Source organism: Streptomyces cellostaticus, assembly GCF_001513965.1.
GTDB classification, from domain to species: Bacteria; Actinomycetota; Actinomycetes; order Streptomycetales; family Streptomycetaceae; genus Streptomyces; species Streptomyces cellostaticus.
Window position 1 is genome coordinate 1 of sequence record NZ_KQ948016.1, and the last position, 21,340, is coordinate 21,340.

The 21,340-nt window shown below is 70.9% G+C and carries 22 protein-coding genes; 10 read left to right on the plus strand and 12 right to left on the minus strand.

All coding sequences use genetic code 11. The features are described 5' to 3' along the window. Positions 1 to 273: 273 nt before the first annotated feature. Entirely contained in the window at positions 274 to 924 is a 651-nt protein-coding gene (locus AQI88_RS03570; protein WP_066991710.1) for a DNA-3-methyladenine glycosylase, read from the minus strand. 100 nt (positions 925 to 1,024) lie between these two features. Here AQI88_RS03570 and AQI88_RS03575 point away from each other — a divergent pair, with 100 nt between their 5' ends. The 4 genes from AQI88_RS03575 (at position 1,025) to AQI88_RS03590 (ending at position 3,627) form a co-directional block, all read left to right on the plus strand. Then, positions 1,025 to 1,807 (plus strand): sporulation protein, encoded by a 783-nt coding sequence (locus tag AQI88_RS03575; protein ID WP_066991713.1) that lies wholly within the window; start codon positions 1,025 to 1,027, stop codon positions 1,805 to 1,807. 40 nt (positions 1,808 to 1,847) lie between these two features. Continuing rightward, entirely contained in the window at positions 1,848 to 2,399 is a 552-nt protein-coding gene (locus tag AQI88_RS03580) for a YbhB/YbcL family Raf kinase inhibitor-like protein (RefSeq protein WP_066991717.1), read from the plus strand. A gap of 154 nt (positions 2,400 to 2,553) precedes the next feature. Then, complete coding sequence (locus tag AQI88_RS03585; RefSeq protein WP_066993601.1) at positions 2,554 to 3,060, plus strand: HNH endonuclease; 507 nt, start codon at positions 2,554 to 2,556, stop codon at positions 3,058 to 3,060. Between the two features lie 195 nt (positions 3,061 to 3,255). Further along, complete coding sequence (locus AQI88_RS03590; protein ID WP_066991720.1) at positions 3,256 to 3,627, plus strand: peptidoglycan-binding domain-containing protein; 372 nt, start codon at positions 3,256 to 3,258, stop codon at positions 3,625 to 3,627. 69 nt (positions 3,628 to 3,696) lie between these two features. Here AQI88_RS03590 and AQI88_RS03595 read toward each other — a convergent pair whose 3' ends face one another. From AQI88_RS03595 to AQI88_RS03605, 3 genes are all read right to left on the minus strand, one after another. After that, entirely contained in the window at positions 3,697 to 4,650 is a 954-nt protein-coding gene (locus AQI88_RS03595) for an SPFH domain-containing protein (protein WP_066991723.1), read from the minus strand. 110 nt (positions 4,651 to 4,760) lie between these two features. Further along, positions 4,761 to 5,192, minus strand: coding sequence for an NfeD family protein (locus AQI88_RS03600; protein ID WP_066991726.1), 432 nt, complete (start codon positions 5,190 to 5,192; stop codon positions 4,761 to 4,763). 61 nt (positions 5,193 to 5,253) lie between these two features. Beyond that, positions 5,254 to 6,045 (minus strand): ABC transporter ATP-binding protein, encoded by a 792-nt coding sequence (locus AQI88_RS03605; RefSeq protein ID WP_066991729.1) that lies wholly within the window; start codon positions 6,043 to 6,045, stop codon positions 5,254 to 5,256. 150 nt (positions 6,046 to 6,195) lie between these two features. Between AQI88_RS03605 and AQI88_RS03610 the strand changes: the two genes are divergently transcribed. Further along, positions 6,196 to 6,984: a hypothetical protein gene (locus tag AQI88_RS03610; RefSeq protein ID WP_079057380.1), complete on the plus strand. Its 789-nt coding sequence runs from the start codon at positions 6,196 to 6,198 to the stop codon at positions 6,982 to 6,984. A 93-nt stretch (positions 6,985 to 7,077) separates the two neighbouring features. Here the strand turns inward: AQI88_RS03610 and AQI88_RS03615 are convergent, their stop codons facing one another. The 3 genes from AQI88_RS03615 to AQI88_RS03625 all read right to left on the minus strand — a co-directional run bounded on the left by AQI88_RS03615 (position 7,078) and on the right by AQI88_RS03625 (position 9,274). Further along, positions 7,078 to 7,323, minus strand: a complete 246-nt coding sequence (locus AQI88_RS03615) for a chaplin (RefSeq protein WP_066991734.1) — start codon at positions 7,321 to 7,323, stop codon at positions 7,078 to 7,080. A gap of 171 nt (positions 7,324 to 7,494) precedes the next feature. After that, complete coding sequence (locus AQI88_RS03620) at positions 7,495 to 8,136, minus strand: response regulator (protein WP_066991738.1); 642 nt, start codon at positions 8,134 to 8,136, stop codon at positions 7,495 to 7,497. Further along, entirely contained in the window at positions 8,129 to 9,274 is a 1,146-nt protein-coding gene (locus AQI88_RS03625; RefSeq protein WP_066991741.1) for a GAF domain-containing sensor histidine kinase, read from the minus strand. The genes AQI88_RS03620 and AQI88_RS03625 overlap by 8 nt, the downstream gene beginning before the upstream one ends. A gap of 228 nt (positions 9,275 to 9,502) precedes the next feature. Between AQI88_RS03625 and AQI88_RS03630 the strand changes: the two genes are divergently transcribed. From AQI88_RS03630 to AQI88_RS03640, 3 genes are all read left to right on the plus strand, one after another. Continuing rightward, positions 9,503 to 10,201 carry an SDR family NAD(P)-dependent oxidoreductase gene (locus tag AQI88_RS03630; RefSeq protein ID WP_066991744.1) on the plus strand — a complete coding sequence of 233 codons (699 nt, stop codon included), beginning with the start codon at positions 9,503 to 9,505 and terminating at the stop codon, positions 10,199 to 10,201. Beyond that, on the plus strand, positions 10,198 to 11,283 hold the full coding sequence (locus AQI88_RS03635) for an S-adenosylmethionine:tRNA ribosyltransferase-isomerase (protein WP_066991748.1): 1,086 nt from the start codon (positions 10,198 to 10,200) through the stop codon (positions 11,281 to 11,283). Before AQI88_RS03630 ends, AQI88_RS03635 begins: the two co-directional genes overlap by 4 nt. Positions 11,284 to 11,583: 300 nt before the next feature. Beyond that, positions 11,584 to 12,330 (plus strand): transglycosylase SLT domain-containing protein, encoded by a 747-nt coding sequence (locus tag AQI88_RS03640; RefSeq protein WP_066991751.1) that lies wholly within the window; start codon positions 11,584 to 11,586, stop codon positions 12,328 to 12,330. A 78-nt stretch (positions 12,331 to 12,408) separates the two neighbouring features. Here AQI88_RS03640 and AQI88_RS03645 read toward each other — a convergent pair whose 3' ends face one another. Further along, on the minus strand, positions 12,409 to 14,982 hold the full coding sequence (locus tag AQI88_RS03645; RefSeq protein ID WP_066991754.1) for an ABC transporter ATP-binding protein/permease: 2,574 nt from the start codon (positions 14,980 to 14,982) through the stop codon (positions 12,409 to 12,411). Between the two features lie 241 nt (positions 14,983 to 15,223). Between AQI88_RS03645 and AQI88_RS03650 the strand changes: the two genes are divergently transcribed. Together AQI88_RS03650 and serB are read left to right on the plus strand one after the other, a co-directional pair. Next, positions 15,224 to 17,287 carry a streptophobe family protein gene (locus AQI88_RS03650; RefSeq protein WP_079057381.1) on the plus strand — a complete coding sequence of 688 codons (2,064 nt, stop codon included), beginning with the start codon at positions 15,224 to 15,226 and terminating at the stop codon, positions 17,285 to 17,287. Positions 17,288 to 17,504: 217 nt separating this feature from the next. Then, positions 17,505 to 18,713, plus strand: coding sequence for a phosphoserine phosphatase SerB (serB, locus tag AQI88_RS03655; protein WP_066991760.1), 1,209 nt, complete (start codon positions 17,505 to 17,507; stop codon positions 18,711 to 18,713). 75 nt (positions 18,714 to 18,788) lie between these two features. Here serB and AQI88_RS03660 read toward each other — a convergent pair whose 3' ends face one another. From AQI88_RS03660 to AQI88_RS03670, 4 genes are all read right to left on the minus strand, one after another. Further along, positions 18,789 to 19,307 carry a SixA phosphatase family protein gene (locus AQI88_RS03660; RefSeq protein WP_066991764.1) on the minus strand — a complete coding sequence of 173 codons (519 nt, stop codon included), beginning with the start codon at positions 19,305 to 19,307 and terminating at the stop codon, positions 18,789 to 18,791. Between the two features lie 78 nt (positions 19,308 to 19,385). After that, a complete protein-coding gene (locus AQI88_RS03665; RefSeq protein ID WP_066991767.1) occupies positions 19,386 to 19,592 on the minus strand; it encodes a hypothetical protein in 207 nt (68 codons plus the stop codon). 175 nt (positions 19,593 to 19,767) lie between these two features. Continuing rightward, positions 19,768 to 19,887, minus strand: coding sequence for an SGM_5486 family transporter-associated protein (locus AQI88_RS48435; RefSeq protein ID WP_279616522.1), 120 nt, complete (start codon positions 19,885 to 19,887; stop codon positions 19,768 to 19,770). A 70-nt stretch (positions 19,888 to 19,957) separates the two neighbouring features. Then, a complete protein-coding gene (locus AQI88_RS03670) occupies positions 19,958 to 21,172 on the minus strand; it encodes a CynX/NimT family MFS transporter (RefSeq protein WP_066993603.1) in 1,215 nt (404 codons plus the stop codon). Between the last annotated feature and the right edge of the window lie 168 nt (positions 21,173 to 21,340).

A 21,340-nucleotide genomic window follows, 5' to 3' on the forward strand; every position in this document is an offset into this window, starting at 1 on the left:
CTATCAGATCCTTTCGGCATCCGATTCCCGGTCGGCGGGATGTCTTCAGGCTTTCGGGCTTTCGCTCGTCGGCCTTTCGACATTCACTACTTTAGCCCATTCCCTCGGCGACTCATAATCGAGTCTCACAAGCTCGAATTCGGGCATGCGGGCACGCCGAAATCGACCCTGTTGAGGGCTGTAGCTGGGTAGTGGGTTGGCCGCTCCGGCTGCAGGCGATTGCCGTACCCGGTTCAGCGGCTCGGGATACATTACGCACCTTCCAAGGTCGCGTCAACTTGAGCGGCGGCGCGGCACATGGGCCCGATAGGGGCTCACCGTCGGGTCGTTGGCGAACCAGAAGCGCCAGGGATGGACGTCTCCGTTGCCGCCTTCGCCGGCGACGCCGGTGCGCGGACCGCTCCGTACCTGGTCGGGGGCTACCGGAGTGCCGGTCAGCATCCGCAACGGCGTCTCGCCCGAGGCGCAGGCGTCCGTGCCGTCCAGTGCCCGGCCGACCTCCAGGGCCGTGGCCAAGCGGGCCGGACCCTTGGCCAGTTCCTTGTCGTTTCGGGCCGAAAGCCGACGTTTGCGCGCGAGCTCAACGCCCTCGACGACCTCGCCTGCGCGGAGCAGAACGGCGCTCGCCGTGCCCTCGGGGCCGCAGACGAGGTTCATGCAGTGCCACATGCCGTAGGTGAAGTAGACGTATACGTGTCCGGGGGGACCGAACATCACTGCGTTGCGGGCGGTGCGACCGCGGTACGCGTGCGACCCGGGGTCGTTCGGTCCGTCGTATGCCTCTACTTCTGTGAGGCGGACGGCGATCGGACCGTCGGGGGTGGTCCGGACCAGGATGCGGCCGACGAGATCGGGGGCGACCTCGAGTACGGGGCGGTCGAAGAACTCTCGGGGCAGTGGCATACGGTCCGGGGGCGCGATCATGCCGTCCGAGCGTAGTCCAGACGGGTCAGCGCGCCTGCGGAACCGGTGGTGAGCGGATCGCGTTTGTACGGGTCGAGGGTCCATTCGTAAAGGGAGAGTCATGGCGTTCAAGAAGCTGCTCGCGAGCCTCGGGGCCGGCGGGGCCTCGGTCGAGACGGTGCTGACCGAGGTCAATGTGGTGCCGGGTGGCGTCGTCCAGGGTGAGGTGCGGATCCAGGGCGGGTCCGTGAACCAGGACATCGAGGGCCTGTCGGTGGGCCTGCAGGCCAAGGTCGAGGTGGAGAGCGGCGACGAGGAGTACAAGCAGAACATCGAGTTCACCAAGGTGCGGCTCGGCGGTGCCTTCGAGCTGCAGGCGGGTGCCGTGCACGCGGTGCCGTTCGGGCTGGAGATCCCCTGGGAGACGCCGGTCACGATGATCGACGGACAGGCTCTGCGCGGGATGCACATCGGGGTGACCACCGAGCTGGCGATCGCCCGTGCGGTGGACTCCGGTGACCTGGACCCGATCAACGTGCACCCGCTGCCGGCGCAGAAGGCGATCCTGGACGCCTTCATCCAGCTGGGCTTCCGCTTCAAGAACGCGGACATGGAGCGCGGCCACATCCGGGGTACGCGGCAGCGGCTGCCGTTCTACCAGGAGATCGAGTTCCACCCGCCGTCGCAGTACCGGGGTCTGAACCAGGTCGAGCTGAGCTTCGTGGCCGACGAGCACGCGATGGACGTCATCCTGGAGATGGACAAGAAGCCGGGTCTGTTCAGCGAGGGCTCGGACACCTACCGCTCCTTCCAGGTGGGTCTGCACGACTTCCACGGGACCGACTGGGCGGCTTACCTCAACCAGTGGCTGTCCGAGGTCGGCGGCAAGCGCAACTGGTTCTAGGCTCTGACCTACTGAACGAAAACGATCAGGAGGTACCGAGGTGACCGAGCTCAAGCGGCGGCCGCTCCCCCACGACTTCCATCCGCCCGTGCCGTCGTTCGCGGTGACGAGTGAGGACATCGAGGAGGGGGCGACGCTGGGGAACGCCCAGGTCTATGCGGAGGGGAACACCTCGCCGCAGCTGCGGTGGGAGGGCTTCCCCGCGGAGACCAAGAGCTTCGCCGTGACCTGCTACGACCCCGACGCGCCGACCGGCAGCGGGTTCTGGCACTGGGTCGTGTTCGACATCCCGGCCTCGGTGACGGAGTTGCCGGCGGGTGCGGGCAGCGGCAAGTTCGAGGGCCTGCCCGAAGGTGCCGTGCATGCGCGCAACGATTACGGGGCGAAGGACTTCGGTGGTGCCGCTCCGCCGCCCGGGGACGGGCCGCACCGGTACGTCTTCACCGTGTACGCGGTGGACCAGGAGAAGCTCGGCCCGGACTCGGACGCCTCTCCGGCCGTCGTCGGCTTCAACCTCCGGTTCCACGCGCTTGCGCGTGCCCAGCTCATCGGTGAGTACGAGAACCCCGCTGCGGGCGGCGCACCGCATTGATTCGGCCAAGCGTTCATTGAACGTTTGCCCGCCTCCGGTCTTGGAAGTGATCGGAGGCGGGCATTTTTTATTGCGTTGTCCATCTCGGCGCGCCCGTCCAGAGTTGATCCAAGCCCGCCGGGGAGTGGGCAGGTGCACATGGGAGGTGGGCTGGATGCGTGACACGTTGGTCCTGAACGCGAGCTTCGAGCCGCTGTCGACGGTGACTCTGAACCGAGCCGTCGTCCTGGTCCTCCAGGACAAGGCCGTCGTCGAGCAGGCCCATCCCGAACTGCGCATGCGCGGTTCCGATGTGGACATACCGGCGCCCCGGGTGATCAGGCTGTGCAGGTACGTACGGGTGCCGTTCCGAAGACAAGCTCCGTGGTCGAGGCGGGGTGTGCTGGTCCGGGACCGGCACCGGTGCGCATACTGCGGGCACCGGGCGACGACCGTGGACCATGTGCTGCCGCGGGCGCAGGGTGGGCAGGACACGTGGCTGAATACCGTCGCCGCGTGTGCGGAGGACAACCATCGCAAGGCCGACCGGACTCCGGAGGAGGCGGGGATGGCCTTGCTGCGGGAGCCGTTCGAGCCGACTCCGGCGGACGCGATGCTGCTGGCCCTGCGGGAGGACGACTTCAAGACGCTGCCGGAGTGGCTGGCTCAGTCGGCGGCGTAGCCGGTCAACTCCCGGTGTACCGCGAAAGTTGCAGGAACCGGTGGCGTACGGCGTCCGTTGCCCGCCGAGGTCAACCCGGTGCGGGACGACGGCCGGGCGGCGGCGGTCGTAACTTCTTGCACCAGCCGCGGGTCGTTCCAGGGGCCCGAAACGGGGGGACCCGGATCCGCGGCGTGCGGAAGGGACGATGACGTCATGAGCAAGCTCAGCCTGCGCACCCGGGCCGCCCTGTCGGCCACCGCCGTGGTGGCGGCGACGCTCGGGTTCTCCGGGATGACCGCCGGAGCGGCCCAGGCCAACACCGGCGCGCCGACTCTCAACACCGGCTCCTCGGGGCATGGTGTGTGGTGCGTCCAGCGCATCATCAACCGCAACTACCCGGGGTCGCTGGACGAGGACGCCAAGTACGGCAGCTACACCAAGGCGTGGGTGAAGTACTTCCAGGAGCACCACGGGCTCACCGGCAGCAACGCCGACGGCATCGTGGGCAAGAAGACCGGCAACGCGCTGCTGAAGTCCATCGGCGGCGACAGCTACTGCTACAAGTACCTGCCCACCTCGTACTGACCGCCGAGCGACGACGGCCCGCCTTCCCGGGGAAGGCGGGCCGTCGTCGTGTGTCGTGGGCCGGTGTGGTCAGTCGATCTGCGGCTTCTCGCGGCGCTCCGTGCCCCCGCCGCCGTTGCCCGACGAGCCGTTGCCCGAACCCCCGCCCAGCGGGCCGAAGTTACCCATCGCTCCGGACAGTCCCTTGAGGGCGTCGCCGATTTCGCTGGGGACGATCCAGAGCTTGTTGGCGTCGCCTTCGGCGATCTTCGGGAGCATCTGGAGGTACTGGTAGGAGAGGAGCTTCTGGTCCGGGTCGCCGGCGTGGATCGCCTCGAAGACCGTACGGACGGCCTGGGCCTCGCCCTCGGCGCGCAGGGCGGCGGCCTTGGCCTCACCCTCGGCGCGCAGGATCTGGGACTGCTTCTCACCTTCGGCGGTGAGGATGGCGGCCTGGCGCGTACCTTCGGCGGTGAGGATCGCGGCGCGCTTGTCACGGTCTGCGCGCATCTGCTTCTCCATCGAGTCCTGGATGGAGGTGGGCGGTTCGATGGCCTTCAGCTCGACGCGGTTGACGCGGATGCCCCACTTGCCGGTGGCCTCGTCGAGGACGCCGCGCAGGGCCGCGTTGATCTCCTCGCGGGAGGTCAGGGTGCGTTCGAGGTCCATGCCGCCGATGATGTTGCGCAGCGTGGTGACGGTGAGCTGCTCGATGGCCTGGATGTAGCTGGCGACCTCGTAGGTGGCGGCCCGGGCGTCGGTCACCTGGTAGTAGATGACCGTGTCGATGTTCACGACCAGGTTGTCCTGGGTGATCACCGGCTGGGGCGGGAAGGGGACGACCTGTTCGCGCAGGTCGATGCGGTTGCGGATGGTGTCGATGAAGGGGACCACGATGTTCAGGCCCGCGTTCAGCGTCCGCGTGTAGCGGCCGAAGCGCTCGACGATGGCGGCGCTGGCCTGTGGGATGACCTGGATGGTCCTGACCAGGGCGATGAAGACCAACACCACCAGAATGACCAGGACGATGATGACCGGTTCCATCGTGTTCCCCGTACCCCTCTCTGCCTGGGCGCCTTCGGCAGATGCTCGGTTGTTGAAGATCTTGCTGGTCGAGTCTGACAGACCGTCGCGTAACTCGTGGGACAGATGGCTCAGATGACGATCGCCGTGGCCCCTTCGATCTCCACGACGTCCACCTCCTGGCCCACTTCGTAGGCGCGGCCGGTGTCGAGGGAGCGGGCCGACCAGACTTCTCCGGCGAGCTTGATCCGGCCGCCGGAGCCGTCCACACGCTCCAGGACGACCGCCTGCTTGCCCCTCAATGCGTCGATGCCCGTGGCGAGTTGGGGCCGCTGTCTGCCGTGCCGGGCCGCGATGGGCCGGACGACGGCGATGAGGGCGACCGAGACCACGAGGAAGGTGAGCACCTGCACCACGACGTCGAGGCCGAGGGCGGCGCCGACCGCGGCCGCGACGGCTCCCACCGCGAGCATGCCGAACTCCGGCATCGCGGTGACCACGAGCGGGATTCCGAGCGCCGCCGCGCCGACGAGCCACCACACCCATGCGTCGATGTCGTTCACATGGTCATGGTAGGGCCGCGGGTCGGGCGGCGGACAGGGCGCGAACGGGAGCGGGCCGTTGTCAGGACAGCGGCAGGCCGTGCGCGGTCCAGCGGTCGCCGACCTGCTCGACGACGAGCGGGAGGCCGAAGCAGCGGGAGAGGTTGCGGGAGGTGAGTTCCAGTTCGATCGGGCCGGCGGCGAGGACCTTGCCCTGGCGGATCATGAGGACGTGGGTGAAGCCGGGGGCGATCTCCTCGACATGGTGGGTGACCATGATCATCGAGGGGGCGATGGGGTCGCGGGCGAGGCGGCCGAGGCGGCGCACCAGGTCCTCGCGGCCGCCGAGGTCGAGGCCGGCGGCGGGCTCGTCGAGCAGGAGCAGTTCGGGGTCGGTCATCAGGGCGCGGGCGATCAGGGTGCGCTTGCGCTCGCCCTCGGAGAGGGTGCCGAACTTGCGGTCCACGTAGTCGCTCATGCCGAGGCGGTCGAGGAAGGCGCGGGCGCGCTGCTCGTCGACCTCGTCGTACTCCTCGTGCCAGGCGGCGGTCATGCCGTACGCCGCGGTCAGCACCGTCTGCAGGACGGTCTGGCTCTTGGGGAGCTTCTCGGCCATGGCGATGCCGGCCATGCCGATGCGCGGGCGCAGATCGAAGACGTCGACCTTGCCGAGGGTGTCACCGAGGATGGTGGCGGTGCCCTTGCTGGGGAAGAGGTAGCTGGAGGCGACGTTCAGGAGGGTGGTCTTGCCGGCGCCGTTGGGGCCGAGGATGACCCAGCGCTCGCCCTCCTTCACCGACCAGGAGACCTGGTCCACCAGAGCCCGGCCCTCGCGGACCACGGATACGTCCTGAAGCTCCAGAACATCGCTCATGAGCGCGTTGTCTCCCCTTGCAGTGTGGCCGGTCTCGGCTGTCGCGTACGCCTGTGGCTCGGTCCGCCGCGCCGGTGGGCGCAGCCCTTATGAAATCTACGCCACGAGTGCCCCGCTCCATTCCATCGGTCCGGTCCTTAGGGTGGAGGCATGCTCTCGGAACCGCGTTCAGGACGCCTCGCAGCTTGGGGAAATGCCCTTTTGGCCGGAGTTGTCTCTCCGGATGACGCCGTGCTCGCCATCGTGGGCGAGGATGCGGTGCACCGGGTGGAGGGGCTGCCGGCTGAGCCGGCGCCGGTCGGGCTCACGCTCGCGCTGGGGCGGCTACGGACGCTGGGGGTGACCGGCCTGCGGGTGGCGCTGCCCGCGCCGGGGCATCCGCTGGGGCTGAGCGGGCCGCCGGAGTTCAATGCGCGGGCGCTGGAGGCCGAGGAGGCGGTGGTCTGCTTCGGCGCCGCGTTCGGGCTGGTGCCTCAGGTGTACGAGGCCGGACCCGAGGGTGATGTGCATGCCGAGGTGGTCTGGCATGTGCTGCCGGTGCGGGAGGCGCCGCCCGCCGATGTGCCGTCGCTGGGCGAGGCGGAGCGGGAGCTGGCGGAGGCCCTGCGGGAGGCGACCGAGGTGCTGTCGCGGCTGGATCTCGCCGGGTCGGGTCCGGTGGCGGAGGCGGCGATCGACGCGTACCGGGCGCGGGCCGAGCGGGGGCGCGAGGTGCTGGCGCCGGGGTACCCGCCGCGCGCTGTACGGGTGCTGGAACTGGCCCAGCGGGTCGGGTTGCTGGTGTCCCTGGCGTACGGCAACGGGCACGGGGCGGCGGTCAGCTCCGCCGAGATGGCGGCGCGGTCCGAGGCGCTGCGGCCTGTTGAGCGGACGGCTCGGCGGGCGCAGGTGGCGGCGTACAACTCCATCGTGGAGGAGCGGGAGCGGGGCGTTCGCTGAGCGTCGCTTCCTCGGTGTCCGGGGCGATGTGGTCGGCAACCGGACAGGCCTCCCGGTGGACCCGGGAGGCCTGAGGTCATCGGCGGCGGTGACTCAGTTGTTCACGCCGAGGTTGCCGAAGGCCGGGTTCAGCACGCCGACCACGTTCGCGCTGTTGCCGACCACGTTCACCGGGATGTGCACCGGGGCCTGGACGACGTTGCCGGAGACGACACCCGGAGAGCCGACGGCGTGGGCGTCGGCGCAGGCACCGGTCGTGGCGGAGGCCATGCCCGCACCGGCAGCGATCAGGCCACCGGCCACCATCGTCACGGCCGCTGCCTTCTTCAGGTTCTTCACTGTCTAAGCCCTCCTTGGCGTTCGCCGCGGCGGTTCGCCGCAGCACGCACTGAAAAACGGCTGAGATCACCGGAGGATGCGCCATCCGGGTGACATTCCCACGACGGTATGAATCTCAGTCCGGAGCGGAACCTTCCGAATTGCCGTGCGTGAGGCGCTGGGGAGGACGTTTCAGCCCGTCAGGCCATGGCGTACGGCCCACAGGGCGGCCTGGGTGCGGTCGGCGAGGTCGAGTTTCATCAGGATGTTGGAGACGTGCGTCTTGACGGTCTTCTCGGACAGGACGAGGGCGCGGGCGATCTCGCGGTTGGAGCGGCCGTCGGCGATCAGGCCGAGCACCTCGCGCTCCCGCTCGGTCAGCGAACCTCCCCTGCCCTGGCCCGAGTTGGCCTCCTCCTGGGAGAGCAGGGCGACGGCGACCTCCGGCTGGAGCAGGACGTGACCGGCGTGCACGGAACGGATGGCACCGGCGAGCGCGTCGGGGTCCACGTCCTTGTAGACGTACCCGGCGGCGCCTGCGCGCAGGGCCGGAACCACCGTGCGCTGCTCGGTGAAGCTGGTGACGATCAGCACGCGCGCGGGGTTGTCGAGTTCGCGGAGCTTGCGCAGGGCGTCGATGCCGTCCATGCCCGGCATCTTGACGTCCATGAGGACGACGTCGGGCCGCAGTTCCTCGGCGCGGGCGACTCCTTCGGCGCCGTCGGCGGCCTCGCCGACGACCTCGATGTCGTCCTGCACCTCCAGGAAGGTGCGCAGGCCCCGGCGGACGACCTGGTGGTCGTCGACGAGCAGCACCTTGATTGCGTCAGCCACCGGGGACCTCCATCTCGATCATGGTGCCCTTGCCGGGCTCCGATTGCACGGCCAGCGTGCCGCCGGCCGCGCTCGCCCGGTCCCGCATCGAGACCAGGCCCAGGTGGCGTCCGGCGCGGCGGACCGCTGTCGGGTCGAAGCCGCCGCCGTCGTCGGTGACGCGCAGGACGGCTCCGGAGCCGCGCCGCTCCATGCTCACGTGGACATGCTCGGCGCCGGAGTGGCGCAGGGCGTTGTGCAGGGCTTCCTGGGCGACCCGCAGCACGGCCTCCTCCTGTGCGGCGGGCAGCGCGCGGCATCCGGCGACGGCGAAGGTGACGCGCGCGGTGTGGGCGCGGTCGAGGACCTGTATCTGGGTGCGCAGGGTGGCGATCAGGCCGTCCTCGTCCAGGGCGGCGGGACGCAGCTCCACGACGGCGGCGCGCAGTTCGTCGGCCGCCTCGGCGGCGAGCGCGGCGACCTGGTGCAGCTCGCCCTTGGCGCGGGAGGGGTCGCGGTCGATCAGCGCGGCCGCGGCCTGGGCGGTCAGGCGCAGGGAGAAGAGCTTCTGGCTGACCGCGTCGTGCAGTTCGTGGGCGAGGCGGGAGCGTTCCTCGGCGATGGTCAGCTCGCGGCTGCGCTCGTAGAGGCGGGCGTTGGTGAGGGCGATGGCGGCGTGCTGGGCGAGGATGGAGAGCAGTTGCTCGTCCTCCTCGGTGAAGCCGCAGCTGCCCTCCGGCTTGGGGCAGCGCTTGTTCGCGAGGAACAGTGCTCCGATGACGTCGTCGCCGTCCTTGATCGGCAGTCCCAGGAAGTCGGACATGTCCGGGTGGGCGGACGGCCAGCCCTCGAAGCGCGGGTCCTTGCGCACGTCGGCGAGGCGCTCGGGCCGGGCCTCGTGCAGCATCGCGGCGAGGATGCCGTGCTGGCGGGGCAGCGGGCCGATGGCCTTCCACTGGGCGTCGCTGACGCCGTCGACGACGAACTGGGCGAAGCCGCCGTGGTCGTCGGGGACGCCGAGGGCGGCGTACTGCGCGTCGAGCAGTTCGCGGGCGGAGGCGACGATCGTCTTGAGGACGTCGCGCACCTCGAGGTGCCTGCTCATGGCCAGCAGCGCGGAACTCACCGCGGCGAGGCCGGACCGGGGGCCTTGACTCATGCCCTCACGGTACCGGCGGGGTGTGACAGTTCGGATCGGACCTGTGACGGCAGGGTCCGGGCCGCTGGGCCTAGGACCGGTGGTGTAGGCCCCCGGTCCCGGACCTGCGGCGTACGTCGAAGGGCCCCGCCGCTTTGCGCCCCGCGTCCGAGGCGGCGCGGGGGGTGCCGTTCCTACGTTGTGGTCACCGCCCCGACGAGGGCGGCAAGCGACGAGGGGACGGTTGTCATGCCGGTAGCGATCATCACGGGGGCCTCCAGGGGTCTGGGGCGGGCGCTCGCCGAGGCGCTGGCCGCGCGGGGCTGGGATCTGGTGCTCGACGCCCGGAGCGCGGGGCCCTTGAAGGAGGCCGCGGAGGCGGTCGCCGTGCACGGTGTGCGGGTGGAGGCGCTGCCCGGGGACGTCACGGACGCCGGGCACCGGGCCGGGCTGGTGGCCGCCGCGCGACAGCTTGGTGGAGTCGACCTGGTCGTGAACAACGCGGGCATCCTGGGCGCCGAGCCCCTGGTCCCGCTCGGCAGCCAGCCGCTGGACGGCTTCCGGGCCGCGCTGGAGACCAATGTGGTGGCTCCGCTGGGACTGCTCCAGGAGGCGCTGCCGCAGCTGCGCACGGCTCCGGCCGGCGCGGTGATCAACGTGAGTTCGGACGCTGCGGTGGAGGCCTACCGGACCTGGGGCGCGTACGGGGCGACGAAGGCGGCCGTGGACCAGCTCTCCGCCGTGCTCTCGGTGGAGGAGCCGGGGCTGCGCGTCTGGTGGGTCGACCCGGGCGGTATGCGGACGGACATGCTGGCCGCCGCCGAGCCCGGCGAGGACCTGTCGGGTACGCCGGCACCGGAGGAAATCGCTCCTGCCTTCCTGCGGCTGCTCGACAAGCGCCCGGCGAGCAGCCGCTACACCGCGGCGGCGCTGCTGGAGGCGCTGTGACCGTCGTGGTGCGGGTCCCGGAGGAGCTGTCCGCGCGCGTGCCGGCCGAGCAGCGCGGGCCCGGCCTCGACCGGGATGCCGTACGGCTGCTGGTGTCGCGCGGGACCGAGGTGTCGCACCACGGGTTCGCCGAGCTGCCGCGGCTGCTGCGGGCGGGGGACCTGCTGGTGGTGAACACCTCGTCCACGCTGGCCGCCGCGGTGGACGGGCGCATCGGGCACGCGCGCGTGGTGGTGCACTTCTCCACGCGCGGGGACGACGGGCGGTGGGCGGTCGAACTGCGGGATCCGGACGGGCGGGGCACTACACGCGCGCGTGCGGGCAGGCCCGCGGGGACAGAGGTGGGGTTGCCCGGCGGGGCTCGGCTGGTCCTGGAGGAGCCGCTGAGCGGGCACGGTGAGCGGCTGTGGTGGGCGCGGGCGTCCGGGGCGGAGGTCCTTGGGGTACTGCGGGAGCACGGGCGGCCCATCCGCTACTCCTATACGGAGCGGGACCAGCCGCTGTCGGTCTACCAGACGGTGTTCGCGCTGCCCTCGCCGGACGGGACGGGCAGCGCGGAGATGCCGAGTGCGGCGCGGCCCTTCACGGCGCGGCTGGTGGCGGAGCTGGTGAGCCGCGGGGTGCAGTTCGCGCCGGTCACGCTGCACACGGGGGTGGCGTCGGCGGAGGCGCACGAGCCGCCGTATCCGGAGCGGTTCACGGTGCCGGAGGCGTCGGCTCGGCTGATCAACGCCGTCGGAGCAGGCGACGGCCGGGTCATCGCGGTCGGGACGACGGCCGTACGGGCCGTGGAGTCGGCGACCGGGCCGGACCGGGTGGTGCGGGCGGCCGACGGCTGGACCGATCTGGTGGTCACGCCCGAGCGCGGGGTACGCACCGTCGACGGGCTGCTGACCGGGCTGCACGAACCAAAGGCCTCGCATCTGCTGATGCTGGAGGCGGTCGCGGGGCGGACCGCGGTCGACCGCGCGTACGAGGAGGCGCTGCGCGGGCTCTATCTGTGGCACGAGTTCGGAGACGTCCACCTCATCCTCCCGGAGGAGGCCCCTCACGCAGAGCGTTGCGACGGCAACTCCTGGTGAGACTGTTACGCCTCTGATGTGAGCCCGCGCATAGGGCGCACATCACGTACGAATGGACATAGGAGATAAAGCATCCCCGCATGAACGGGACAGACGGTCCAGTCTGTCCCGTTTTGCCCTTCCCCGGTCTACTACCGGGCATCGTACGTCACACCTTTGCCAGGGCATTTTGCGGCCGCTAAGAATTGCTCCCGTCGCTCAGCGCCGTGGGTTTCTCCCCGCGGCGTTCGTGCAGGAGGAAGCGATTCCCCCGGCGGACGCAGGAGCGACCTCCGCGCTATTCGAAGAGGTCCATCAGCCATGCCCAAGAACATCCTCAGCCGTGGTCATAGTCGTGCGCTGACCAAGCAGCACAAGATCGCGATCGCCGGTGTCGCCACGCTCGGTGCCGCCGCCCTCGCCTTCTCGGCCGTTCCCAGCAGCGCCGAGACCATCACCACCGGCGCCCCGGCCACGGCGGCTCAGGTGCAGTACGCCACCCAGCCGGTCAAGGACGTCAAGGGCACGCTGACCGACCAGATCGCCACCGAGACCGTCAAGCTCGACGCCCTCGCCGCCAAGCAGAAGGCCGCGACCGAGGCCGCCAAGAAGCAGGCCGAGGCCCAGGCGAAGCAGAAGGCCGCCGCCGAGGCCGCCAAGAAGGCCGCCCAGGAGCGTGCTGCCAAGGAGGCCGCGAGCCGTTCCGCGCAGCGCCCCGAGATGCAGCTGGTCGCCGCGAAGACCTACACGAACAACCTCGACGGCTGGATCCGCCAGGCCCTGGACATCATGAAGTCCAAGGGCATCCCGGGCAGCTACAACGGCCTGCACCGCAACATCATGCGGGAGTCCTCCGGCAACCCCCAGGCCATCAACGACTGGGACGTCAACGCCGTCAACGGCATCCCGTCCAAGGGCCTGCTGCAGGTCATCCCGCCGACCTTCAACGCGTACCACGTCGCCGGCACCTCGTGGAACATCTACGACCCGGTCGCCAACATCACCGCAGCCGCCAACTACGCGGCCGACAAGTACGGCTCGATCGACAACGTCAACAGCGCGTACTGAGGCCGGCGCGGGCCTCTGACATACGCGGAAGGGCGGCACCCCTCAGGGGGTGCCGCCCTTCACGTCGTACGGCCGCGGTTACTTCCGCATGACCTCCGGCTCGTGCCGGCGCAGGAAGCGGGCAACAAAGAAGCCGCAGATCACACCGAGGACGATCAGCGCGAACATGTCCAGGCCCCAGGCCGAGGCCTCGTGGTTCCACAGCGGGTCCGTGCTGCTCGGGTCGTCGGTGTTCGGCGCGATGTTGTTGAAGTCCAGCGTGGCGCCCGCGGCGGCCACCGCCCAGCGCGACGGCATCAGGTACGAGAACTCGTTGACGCCGAGGGTGCCGTGCAGGGTGAAGAGGCAGCCGGTGAAGACGACCTGGATGATCGCGAACATCACCAGCAGCGGCATGGTCTTCTCGGCGGTCTTCACCAGCGAGGAGATCACCAGGCCGAACATCATCGAGGTGAAGCCGAGCGCCATGATCGGCAGGCACAGCTCGAACAGCGTCGAGCTGCCGAGGACGAGCCCCTGGTCGGGGATCTCCCGGCTGGAGAAGCCGATCACGCCGACCATCAGGCCCTGGAGCACGGTGACCGCGCCCAGGACGACCACCTTGGACATCAGGTAGGCCGACCGGGACAGGCCGGTCGCGCGCTCCCGCTCGTAGATGACCCGTTCCTTGATCAGCTCACGCACGGAGTTCGCGGCGCCCGCGAAGCACGCGCCGACCGCGAGGATCAGCAGCACGGTGGTGGCCGTACCGTTCGGGATGTGCGCGCCGGTGCGCGGGTTGATCGCCTCGTTGACCAGCAGGCCCCGCTTGTGGTCGATCAGCAGGCTGACCGCGCCGAGTACCGCCGGCAGGATCACCGTCAGCGCCAGGAAGCCCTTGTCGGAGACGATGACCGACACATAGCGCCGGATCAGGGTCATCAGCTGCGAGCCCCAGGCCTGCGGCTTGGGCGGTCTGATGGCCTGCGGCGGAGGCATGTGTACGGACTGCGGGGCGACCGCGTCGATGTCCGCGGCGTACATCTGGTAGTGCTGCGAGCCCTTCCAGCGGCCCGCCCAGTCGTAGTCGCGGTAGTTCTCGAAGGCGGAGAAGACGTCGGCCCAGGTGTCGTAGCCGAAGAAGTTCAGCGCCTCCTCCGGCGGGCCGAAGTAGGCCACCGAACCGCCCGGCGCCATCACCAGGAGCTTGTCGCAGATCGCCAGCTCGGCCACCGAGTGGGTGACCACGAGGACCGTACGGCCGTCGTCGGCCAGGCCCCGCAGCAGCTGCATGACGTCGCGGTCCATGCCCGGGTCGAGGCCCGAGGTCGGCTCGTCCAGGAAGATCAGCGACGGCTTGGTGAGCAGCTCCAGGGCCACCGAGACACGCTTGCGCTGGCCACCGGACAAGGAGGTGACCTTCTTGTCCTTGTGGATGTCCAGCTTCAGCTCGCGCAGCACCTCGTCGATGCGGGCGTCGCGCTCCTGCGCGGTGGTGTCGGCCGGGAAGCGCAGCTTGGCCGCGTACTTCAGGGCCTTCTTGACGGTCAGCTCCTTGTGCAGGATGTCGTCCTGCGGGACCAGACCGATGCGCTGGCGCAGCTCGGCGAACTGCTTGTAGAGGTTCCGGTTGTCGTACAGCACCTCGCCCTGGTTGGCGGGCCGGTAGCCGGTGAGCGCCTTCAGCAGGGTCGACTTGCCGGAGCCGGACGGGCCGATGACCGCGATCAGCGACTTCTCCGGGACGCCGAAGGAGACGTCCTTCAGGATCTGCTTGCCGCCGTCGACCGTGACCGTCAGGTGGCGCGCCGAGAAGGAGACCTCACCGGTGTCGACGAACTCCTCGAGGCGGTCGCCGACGATGCGGAAGGTGGAGTGGCCGACACCGACGATGTCGCTGGGGCCGAGCAGTACCGAGCCGCCCTTGGCGATCGGCTGGCCGTTGACGTAGGTGCCGTTGTGCGAGCCCAGGTCGCGGATCTCGAAGCGGCCGTCGGGCGTCGAGTGGAACTCGGCGTGGTTCCGGGAGACCTGCAGGTCGGAGACGACCAGCTCGTTCTCCAGGGCACGGCCGATGCGCATCACGCGGCCGACGGCGAACTGGTGGAAGGTCGTGGGGCTGCGGTCGCCGTAGACCGGCGGCGCCCCCGCGCCACCACCGGGCGTCTTCTGCGCGTACTGCTCGGGCGGCCCGCTCTGCTGCTGCGGGAACGCCGGCGGCTGGTGCGCCTGCTGCGGCTGCGGCTGCTGCCAGTCGGCCTGCGCGGCCTGCTGGTGCGCGCCGGCCTGCTGCGGCACCTGCTGGGCCCAGCCGGGGCCCGCGCCCTGGGCGGCGGCGTACGGCGCCGCCTGCGGCTGCTGGGGCTGCGCGACCGCGGTCGCGGCGCCGGACAGGTTCAGGCGCGGTCCGTCGGTCGCGTTGCCGAGGTTCACCGCCGAACCCGGGCCGATCTCCATCTGACCGATCCGCTGGCCCTGCACGAACGTGCCGTTGGTGCTGCCGTGGTCCTCGATGACCCAACTGCGGCCGTTGAAGCTGACCGTGGCGTGCCGCCAGGAGACCCTGGCGTCGTCGAACACGACGTCTCCCTGCGGATCGCGTCCGAGTGTGTAGGTCCTGGACGAATCGAGCGTCCAGGTCCGTCCGTTTGATTCCAGTACGAGTTCCGGCACTCCATGCCCCACTGAGTTGTCCCCCGAGTTACCCCCAACAGAGGGAGTCTAGGGATGTCGAACATCGTGGGGAACTATTTCAGGCTCGGCCCCGTGACCGAAAGTCGGGCCTTGTGAAGAGCGCCCGCGCGCGCTTCAACTCGCCCCGTTGACGGGGTTGAAACCGGGCCGGAGAGTGGTAATCCCCCGCGAGGGGGACATGCGCGGCCGCGGTGCCGCGCCGCGGATCGGGGGGTCTGCCATGAGTGCTGCCACGGGCGTCGGGACCGCACGGCACGGCACGTCGCTGCCGTGGGCGGACATCCTGCTGTCCGCGATCGCCGCCGTGAGCTGGGCGTTGATAGGGATGGCGGGCACGGCCGCGCTCGGTCTGCATCTGCTGCGGGCGGACGCGGCCGGCTCACTGGGCCCCATGACGGCGGCGGTTGTGGCGCTCGGGGCAGGTGGTTCGGTCTCGCCGGCAGGCGATGTGTCCGCTTTCGGACTGAAAGGCGCCGAGGCTCACACGGCCGTCGAGATCACGCCACTCGGCGTCAGCCTGGTGGGCGCCCTGCTGCTCTCCTGGTTCTTCCTACGGTCCCTGCGCACGGCCGGAGTTGTCATCGCGCCCGCCGAACTGCTCGCGCGCGCGGGCACGGTGGTCGCGCTCTTCGTGGCCACGCTCGGCGGGCTGGCCTGGGCCGGACACGATGTCATCACGATCGACGGCGGCTCGCTCGGCCTGGACCAGCTGCCCGGCGGGGGCGGCAAGGGGGGCGGCCTGAACATCCCCGGCCTGGGGGACATCGGCGGGCTGCTGCCGGACCGGGTCGGCGACCTGATCCACGCCAAGGCCGCCGTCGGCTTCACCGTGGACACCGCGCCCACCCTCCTCGGCGGCCTCTGCTGGTCCGCCGGCATCCTGCTGATCGCCCTGCTCGCCTCCCGCCGCACCCCCCTGCCGCGCGGCTGGGAGGCCGTGCACCGGGTGGTGCGGCCTGCCGTCTCGGCGCTGGTCACCGTGCTGCTGGTGGCCGTCGTCGCCGGGCTCGCGGCGGCGGCGTACGCGGCGATCGGCGACGATCACCCGCGTCGGATCGCGGGTGCGGCCCTGCTCGGCGCCCCGAACGGGGTGTGGCTCGGCGTCCCCCTCGGCCTGTTCGTCCCCTGGGACGGCAGGGCCACCGGCGCGCTGGGCAAGCTGCTGCCCCACCCGATCGACCAGCTGCTGAGCGCGCGGTCGGACCAGCCCGTCACCGTGGGCCGGCTGGCCGGGCTGGACGAGCGGGTGTGGGTGCTCGCGGTGGCGGCGGCGCTGATGATGCTGCTGGCCGGGGTGCTGACGGCGGTACGGACGCCGGTGCGGGCCCCGTCCGGTGAGCCCGGTGGCGCCGTGGGCTTCGCCGGACGCTGCGCCCTGCGGCTCGGGATCGCGACCGCGCCGGCCCTGCCCCTGCTCGCCTGGCTGGCGGACGTCTCGGTGAACGCCTCGCTGTCCGTACTGGGCTTCGACGCCTTCGGCGCGGGCATCCAACTGCACGGACACCTGGGCATGGCGCTGCTCCTGGGCGCCGTGTGGGGTGCGGGGGCCGGCGCTGCGGGAGCACTGCTCGCCTGGACGCTGGGCGCCGCGGGTACGCGCGCGGTGTGGCCGACCCCGGGTGAGATACGGGGCGGGGCGGGCGGGGGCGGGCGCTCCGGGTACGGCGGCGGGGGCACGGGGCACCCTGAGTACGACGGCGGAGCCGCCGGACGCCCTGGCTACGGCGGCGGGGCCCCGGGGCAAGCCGGGTGCGATGGCGGAGCCGGGCGCTCCGGGTACGACAGCGGGGGCACGGAGCACCCCCAGTACGACGGCGGGGGCGCCGGACGCCCTGACTACACCGGCGGGGCCCCCGGGACGGCCGGGCGCGACGGCGGAACCGGGCGCTCCGGATACGACAGCGGGGGCACGGGGCACCCCCAGTACGACGGCGGGGCCCCAGGGACGGCCGGGCGCGACGGCGGAGCCGGGCGCTCCGGGTATGGCGGCGCGGCCGGGCCGTATGCGCCGGGCAGGCCTTACCGGCCGCCGAACCCCGATACGAACCCTTATCTCCGGGTGCCGGAGGAGCTGCGGGCGGAGACCGAGGACCTGCGTCCTCCCTCGGCCGGGGACGACGTGTACGGCGCGCCCACCCTCGCCCGGCCCTTCGACCCGCCTCCCCCCTCGCCCCGGGGCCGTCGTGGCGGGCGCTCGCGTGATCGTTCGCAGGAGGGACCGGACGACGGGCCGCCGCCTCCGCCACCCCCGCCCCCACGACCGCCCGGAACGCCCAGGAAGTGAGCCCGCGGCTCTCATGAGATGCGCAGGCGACGCGTCGGGAGCGCCACCGTGGCACAGTCGTGGTGAGCCGGACCGCACTACGGCTCGGCACGGCGGCCACGGACGGCCGTCGCCGAGAGGCAAGATCCCCTACATCGGCCGGTCACCCATTGTTCCGTGTCCGTCAGGCGGACCTCACGGGCGGAAGGCACTGGGTGCCGGATACGGTGGTGACACCATGAGCGCTTCGCAGACCTCCGAGGTCCCCACTCTCCTCGTCAAGATTTTCGGCAAGGACAGGCCGGGCATCACGGCCGGCCTCTTCGACACCCTTGCCGCGTACCTCGTCGACGTGGTCGACATCGAGCAGGTCGTCACCCGGGGCCGACTGGTGCTGTGCGTGCTGGTCAGCCAGCCGCCGGCCGGCCTGGAGGGCGACCTGCGGGCCACCGTGCACAGCTGGGCCGAGTCGATGAAGATGCAGGCGGAGATCATCTCGGGGCACGGCGACAACCGCCCGCGTGGTCTCGGGCGCTCCCTGGTGACCGTTCTCGGCCACCCCCTCACCGCCGAGTCGACGGCCGCCGTCGCCGCTCGGATCGCCAAGACCGGCGGCAACATCGACCGTATCTTCCGCCTCGCCAAGTACCCGGTGACGGCGGTGGAGTTCGCCGTGTCCGGTGTGGAGACGGAGCCGCTGCGCACAGCCCTGGCGACCGACGCGGCGGCACTGGGTGTCGACATCGCGGTCGTCTCGGCGGGCCTGCACCGGCGCGCCCAGCGGCTGGTGGTCATGGACGTGGACTCCACGCTCATCCAGGACGAGGTCATCGAGCTGTTCGCCGCGCACGCGGGCTGCGAGGACAAGGTCGCCGAGGTGACGGCGGCGGCGATGCGCGGGGAGCTGGACTTCGAGCAGTCGCTGCACGCGCGCGTGGCGCTGCTGAAGGGGCTGGACGCCTCGGTGGTGGAGAAGGTGCGCAACGAGGTGCGGCTGACGCCGGGCGCGCGCACGCTGATCCGCACCCTGAAGCGCCTCGGCTACCAAGTGGGTGTCGTCTCCGGCGGGTTCACGCAGGTCACGGATGATCTGAAGGAGCGGCTGGGGCTGGACTTCGCGCAGGCCAACACGCTGGAGATCGTCGACGGGAGGCTGACCGGGCGGGTCACCGGCGAGATCGTGGACCGCGCGGGCAAGGCGCGGCTGCTGCGCCGGTTCGCCGCGGAGGCCGGGGTTCCGCTGTCGCAGACGGTGGCGATCGGTGACGGTGCCAACGATCTGGACATGCTGAACGCGGCCGGTCTCGGCGTCGCCTTCAACGCCAAGCCGGTGGTCCGCGAGGCCGCGCACACGGCGGTGAACTTCCCCTTCCTGGACACCGTCCTGTATCTGCTGGGCATCACCCGCGAAGAGGTCGAGGCGGCCGACACGCACGACGAGGGCTGAGCGGGCCCCTGCGCCGTACGCCATGAGGAGGGCCCGGCACCGCAGCGGTGCCGGGCCCTCCTGCCATGGGTGCCGTCACTCGGAGGGTGCCCAGTAGTCCGTCAGGGTGGCCACGCCCGGCTCCAGGCTCTTCCAGGCGCCGTCGAAAGTCAGCAGTGCGAAGCCGGCGGCGGGGAAGCCGCGGCGGTTCATCCGCCCGCGGGCGTCACCCTCGGACTCACCCGCGAGGATGTCGGCCAGGCCGTGCACGCCCGGGTTGTGACCGATCAGGATCGCGTTCTGCACGTCGTCCGGGATCTCGTTGAGCACGGCGATCAGCTCGCCGGGCGAGGCCTCGTAGACCCGCTCCTCGTAGACGGTTTTCGGCCGGTGCGCGAGTTCATGGACGGCGAGCTTCCAGGTCTCGCGGGTCCGGACGGCGGTGGAGCACACGACCAGATCGAAGGTGATGCCGGTGTCGGCCAGCTTGCGCCCGGCGACTGCGGCGTCCATGCGGCCGCGCTCGGCGAGCGGGCGCTCATGGTCGGACACCTGGGGCCAGTCGGCTTTCGCATGGCGGAAGAGGACGATCCTGCGGGGTTCTGCGACGCTCATGGGTCCCAGCTTCGCATGAAACAGGCCACCTGGCGCAGGGAGTTGACATGCGGATTCACCGCGTGAGGGGGCTCCCCATCAGCGCGCGAGGAGCTGCTGCACGCGCTCGAAAAGGTGCGTGATCGCCGGGCCGCCGCTTGCCGCGTGGGCGTCCGACGGGTTCAGTATCAGCGCGAGCAGCGCGACGAAGGCGAGCGCGGGCAGGGCGAGCGCCCACCAGGGCAGCCGGATGTCGACGCTGCCCGTGGTCGCCGGGTGGAGCCGGGTGTGCGTACGGGCCGGCATGATCGCCTCCGTGGTCCTCGAGTGGTCCTGGCCGCCTGCTGCGGTCACATCTCGAAGTTACGGAACATCGGGCCGCCAACCCATCCGGGCATCCACCCAGTTGACCCTGACCCTGGCCCCCTAGGGGATGGTGGGGCTAGCCCCACCCCGAGGCCGCGGGGCGCGTCGGAGCGGGTCAGGGCGAGGCGATCGTCGCGATGACGGCGATGATCACGAAGATGGCGAAGAACGCGCCGAAGACCAGCAGCATCTTCTTCTGGCTGTTCTTCGGGTTCGGATCGAGCACAGGCTGCATGCGCCCAGTCTCGCACCCTTCGTCCGGAACCGACCGGCGGGGGGCCGGCCGGCGGATCGTCGGGGACGGGCTAGCCGGCCGCCTCGTCCTCCACCGTGCGGTTGCGGCCGGCCAGGAAGCCCACCGCCATCTGGGGCAGCATCAGGCACGCCATGAGGGCGATCGGCAGTCCCCAGCCGCCGCTCTGCTGGTAGAGCACGCCGACCAGGAGCGGGCCGGGGATGGAGATCAGGTAGCCGGTGCTCTGCGCGAACGCGGACAGCTGGGCCACACCCTGGCCGGTCCTGGCCCGCATGCCGACCATCGTCAGCGCCAGCGGGAAGGCGCAGTTGGAGATGCCGAGCAGAAGCGCCCAGGCCCAGGCGCCGTCGGCCGGCGCGAAGTACAGGCCCGCGTAGCCCGCGAGGCCGCAGACGCCCAGGGCCAGCGCGATCGGCCCCTGGTGGGGCAGCCGGGTGGCGAGCCGCGGGATGACGAAGGCCAGCGGCACGCCCATCACCATGGTGACGGCGAGCAGGACGCCGGCCGTGCCCGCCGGGACACCGGCGTCCCGGAATATCTGCGCCATCCAGCCCATCGTGATGTAGGCGGCGGTGGCCTGGAGTCCGAAGAAGACGGCGAGCGCCCAGGCCGTGCGGCTCCGGGTGATGCGCAGTGGGGCCTGCCGGTCCTCCATCGCGCGCACCGGCTCCTGGGCCGTTGCGGGGGTGGCGCTCCGGTCCCGTACCAGCGGGAGCCAGGGCAGTACGGCGGCGGCCGCGAGCCCCGCCCACACGGCGAGCCCGGAGTGCCAGTTGCCGCCCAGGGCGTCGGTCAGGGGCACGGTCACCGCGGCGGCGAGGGAGGTGCCGAGGGCGAGGGCCATGGAGTACAGGCCGGTCATGGAGCCGACCCGGTCGGGGAACCAGCGCTTGACGATGACCGGCATCAGCACGTTGCTGACGGCGATGCCCATGAGGGCGAGTGCGCTGGCGGCCAGGAAGCCGGCGGTGCTCCCGGTGTACGGCCGTATCAGCAGGCCCGCGGTGATGGCGGCCATGCCGGCGCACACCACGGCGCCCGGTCCGAAGCGGCGGGCCAGGCGGGGCGCGGTGACGCCGAAGACCGCGAAGCAGAGCGGGGGCACGGAGGTCAGCAGCCCGGCCACGCTGCCGCTCATGCCGAGCCCGTGACGGACCTCCTCCAGGAGGGCACCGAGGCTCGTGATGGCCGGACGGAGGTTCAGCGCGGACAGCACGATGGCGACGACGACCAGCCGTGTCGCCCACGCGCGCGTGGGCGGCATCTCGCGTGGGCCGGCTGTCGTGGTCGTACCGCGTTCGGCCGACGACTCCTCGGTCGAAGACCGCTCGGCCCAAGACCCCTCGGCCGTGGACATCTCCGTACGGGTTTGCGCAGTCCGGGTTTCCTCACTAGCCATGTCACCCATCATAGAATCATGGGATGATTGGTT

What these genes read in the sequence shown, in the direction of transcription:
- AQI88_RS03570 (WP_066991710.1), bottom strand. Translation starts at nt 924, where the DNA reads ATGATCGCGCCCCCGGACCGTATGCCACTGCCCCGAGAGTTCTTCGAC.
- AQI88_RS03575 (WP_066991713.1), top strand. Translation starts at nt 1,025, where the DNA reads ATGGCGTTCAAGAAGCTGCTCGCGAGCCTCGGGGCCGGCGGGGCCTCG.
- AQI88_RS03585 (WP_066993601.1), top strand. Translation starts at nt 2,554, where the DNA reads ATGCGTGACACGTTGGTCCTGAACGCGAGCTTCGAGCCGCTGTCGACG.
- AQI88_RS03590 (WP_066991720.1), top strand. Translation starts at nt 3,256, where the DNA reads ATGAGCAAGCTCAGCCTGCGCACCCGGGCCGCCCTGTCGGCCACCGCC.
- AQI88_RS03595 (WP_066991723.1), bottom strand. Translation starts at nt 4,650, where the DNA reads ATGGAACCGGTCATCATCGTCCTGGTCATTCTGGTGGTGTTGGTCTTC.
- AQI88_RS03605 (WP_066991729.1), bottom strand. Translation starts at nt 6,045, where the DNA reads ATGAGCGATGTTCTGGAGCTTCAGGACGTATCCGTGGTCCGCGAGGGC.
- AQI88_RS03610 (WP_079057380.1), top strand. Translation starts at nt 6,196, where the DNA reads ATGCTCTCGGAACCGCGTTCAGGACGCCTCGCAGCTTGGGGAAATGCC.
- AQI88_RS03625 (WP_066991741.1), bottom strand. Translation starts at nt 9,274, where the DNA reads ATGAGTCAAGGCCCCCGGTCCGGCCTCGCCGCGGTGAGTTCCGCGCTG.
- AQI88_RS03630 (WP_066991744.1), top strand. Translation starts at nt 9,503, where the DNA reads ATGCCGGTAGCGATCATCACGGGGGCCTCCAGGGGTCTGGGGCGGGCG.
- AQI88_RS03640 (WP_066991751.1), top strand. Translation starts at nt 11,584, where the DNA reads ATGCCCAAGAACATCCTCAGCCGTGGTCATAGTCGTGCGCTGACCAAG.
- AQI88_RS03650 (WP_079057381.1), top strand. Translation starts at nt 15,224, where the DNA reads ATGAGTGCTGCCACGGGCGTCGGGACCGCACGGCACGGCACGTCGCTG.
- serB (WP_066991760.1), top strand. Translation starts at nt 17,505, where the DNA reads ATGAGCGCTTCGCAGACCTCCGAGGTCCCCACTCTCCTCGTCAAGATT.
- AQI88_RS03660 (WP_066991764.1), bottom strand. Translation starts at nt 19,307, where the DNA reads ATGAGCGTCGCAGAACCCCGCAGGATCGTCCTCTTCCGCCATGCGAAA.
- AQI88_RS03665 (WP_066991767.1), bottom strand. Translation starts at nt 19,592, where the DNA reads ATGCCGGCCCGTACGCACACCCGGCTCCACCCGGCGACCACGGGCAGC.
- AQI88_RS48435 (WP_279616522.1), bottom strand. Translation starts at nt 19,887, where the DNA reads ATGCAGCCTGTGCTCGATCCGAACCCGAAGAACAGCCAGAAGAAGATG.
- AQI88_RS03670 (WP_066993603.1), bottom strand. Translation starts at nt 21,172, where the DNA reads ATGCCGCCCACGCGCGCGTGGGCGACACGGCTGGTCGTCGTCGCCATC.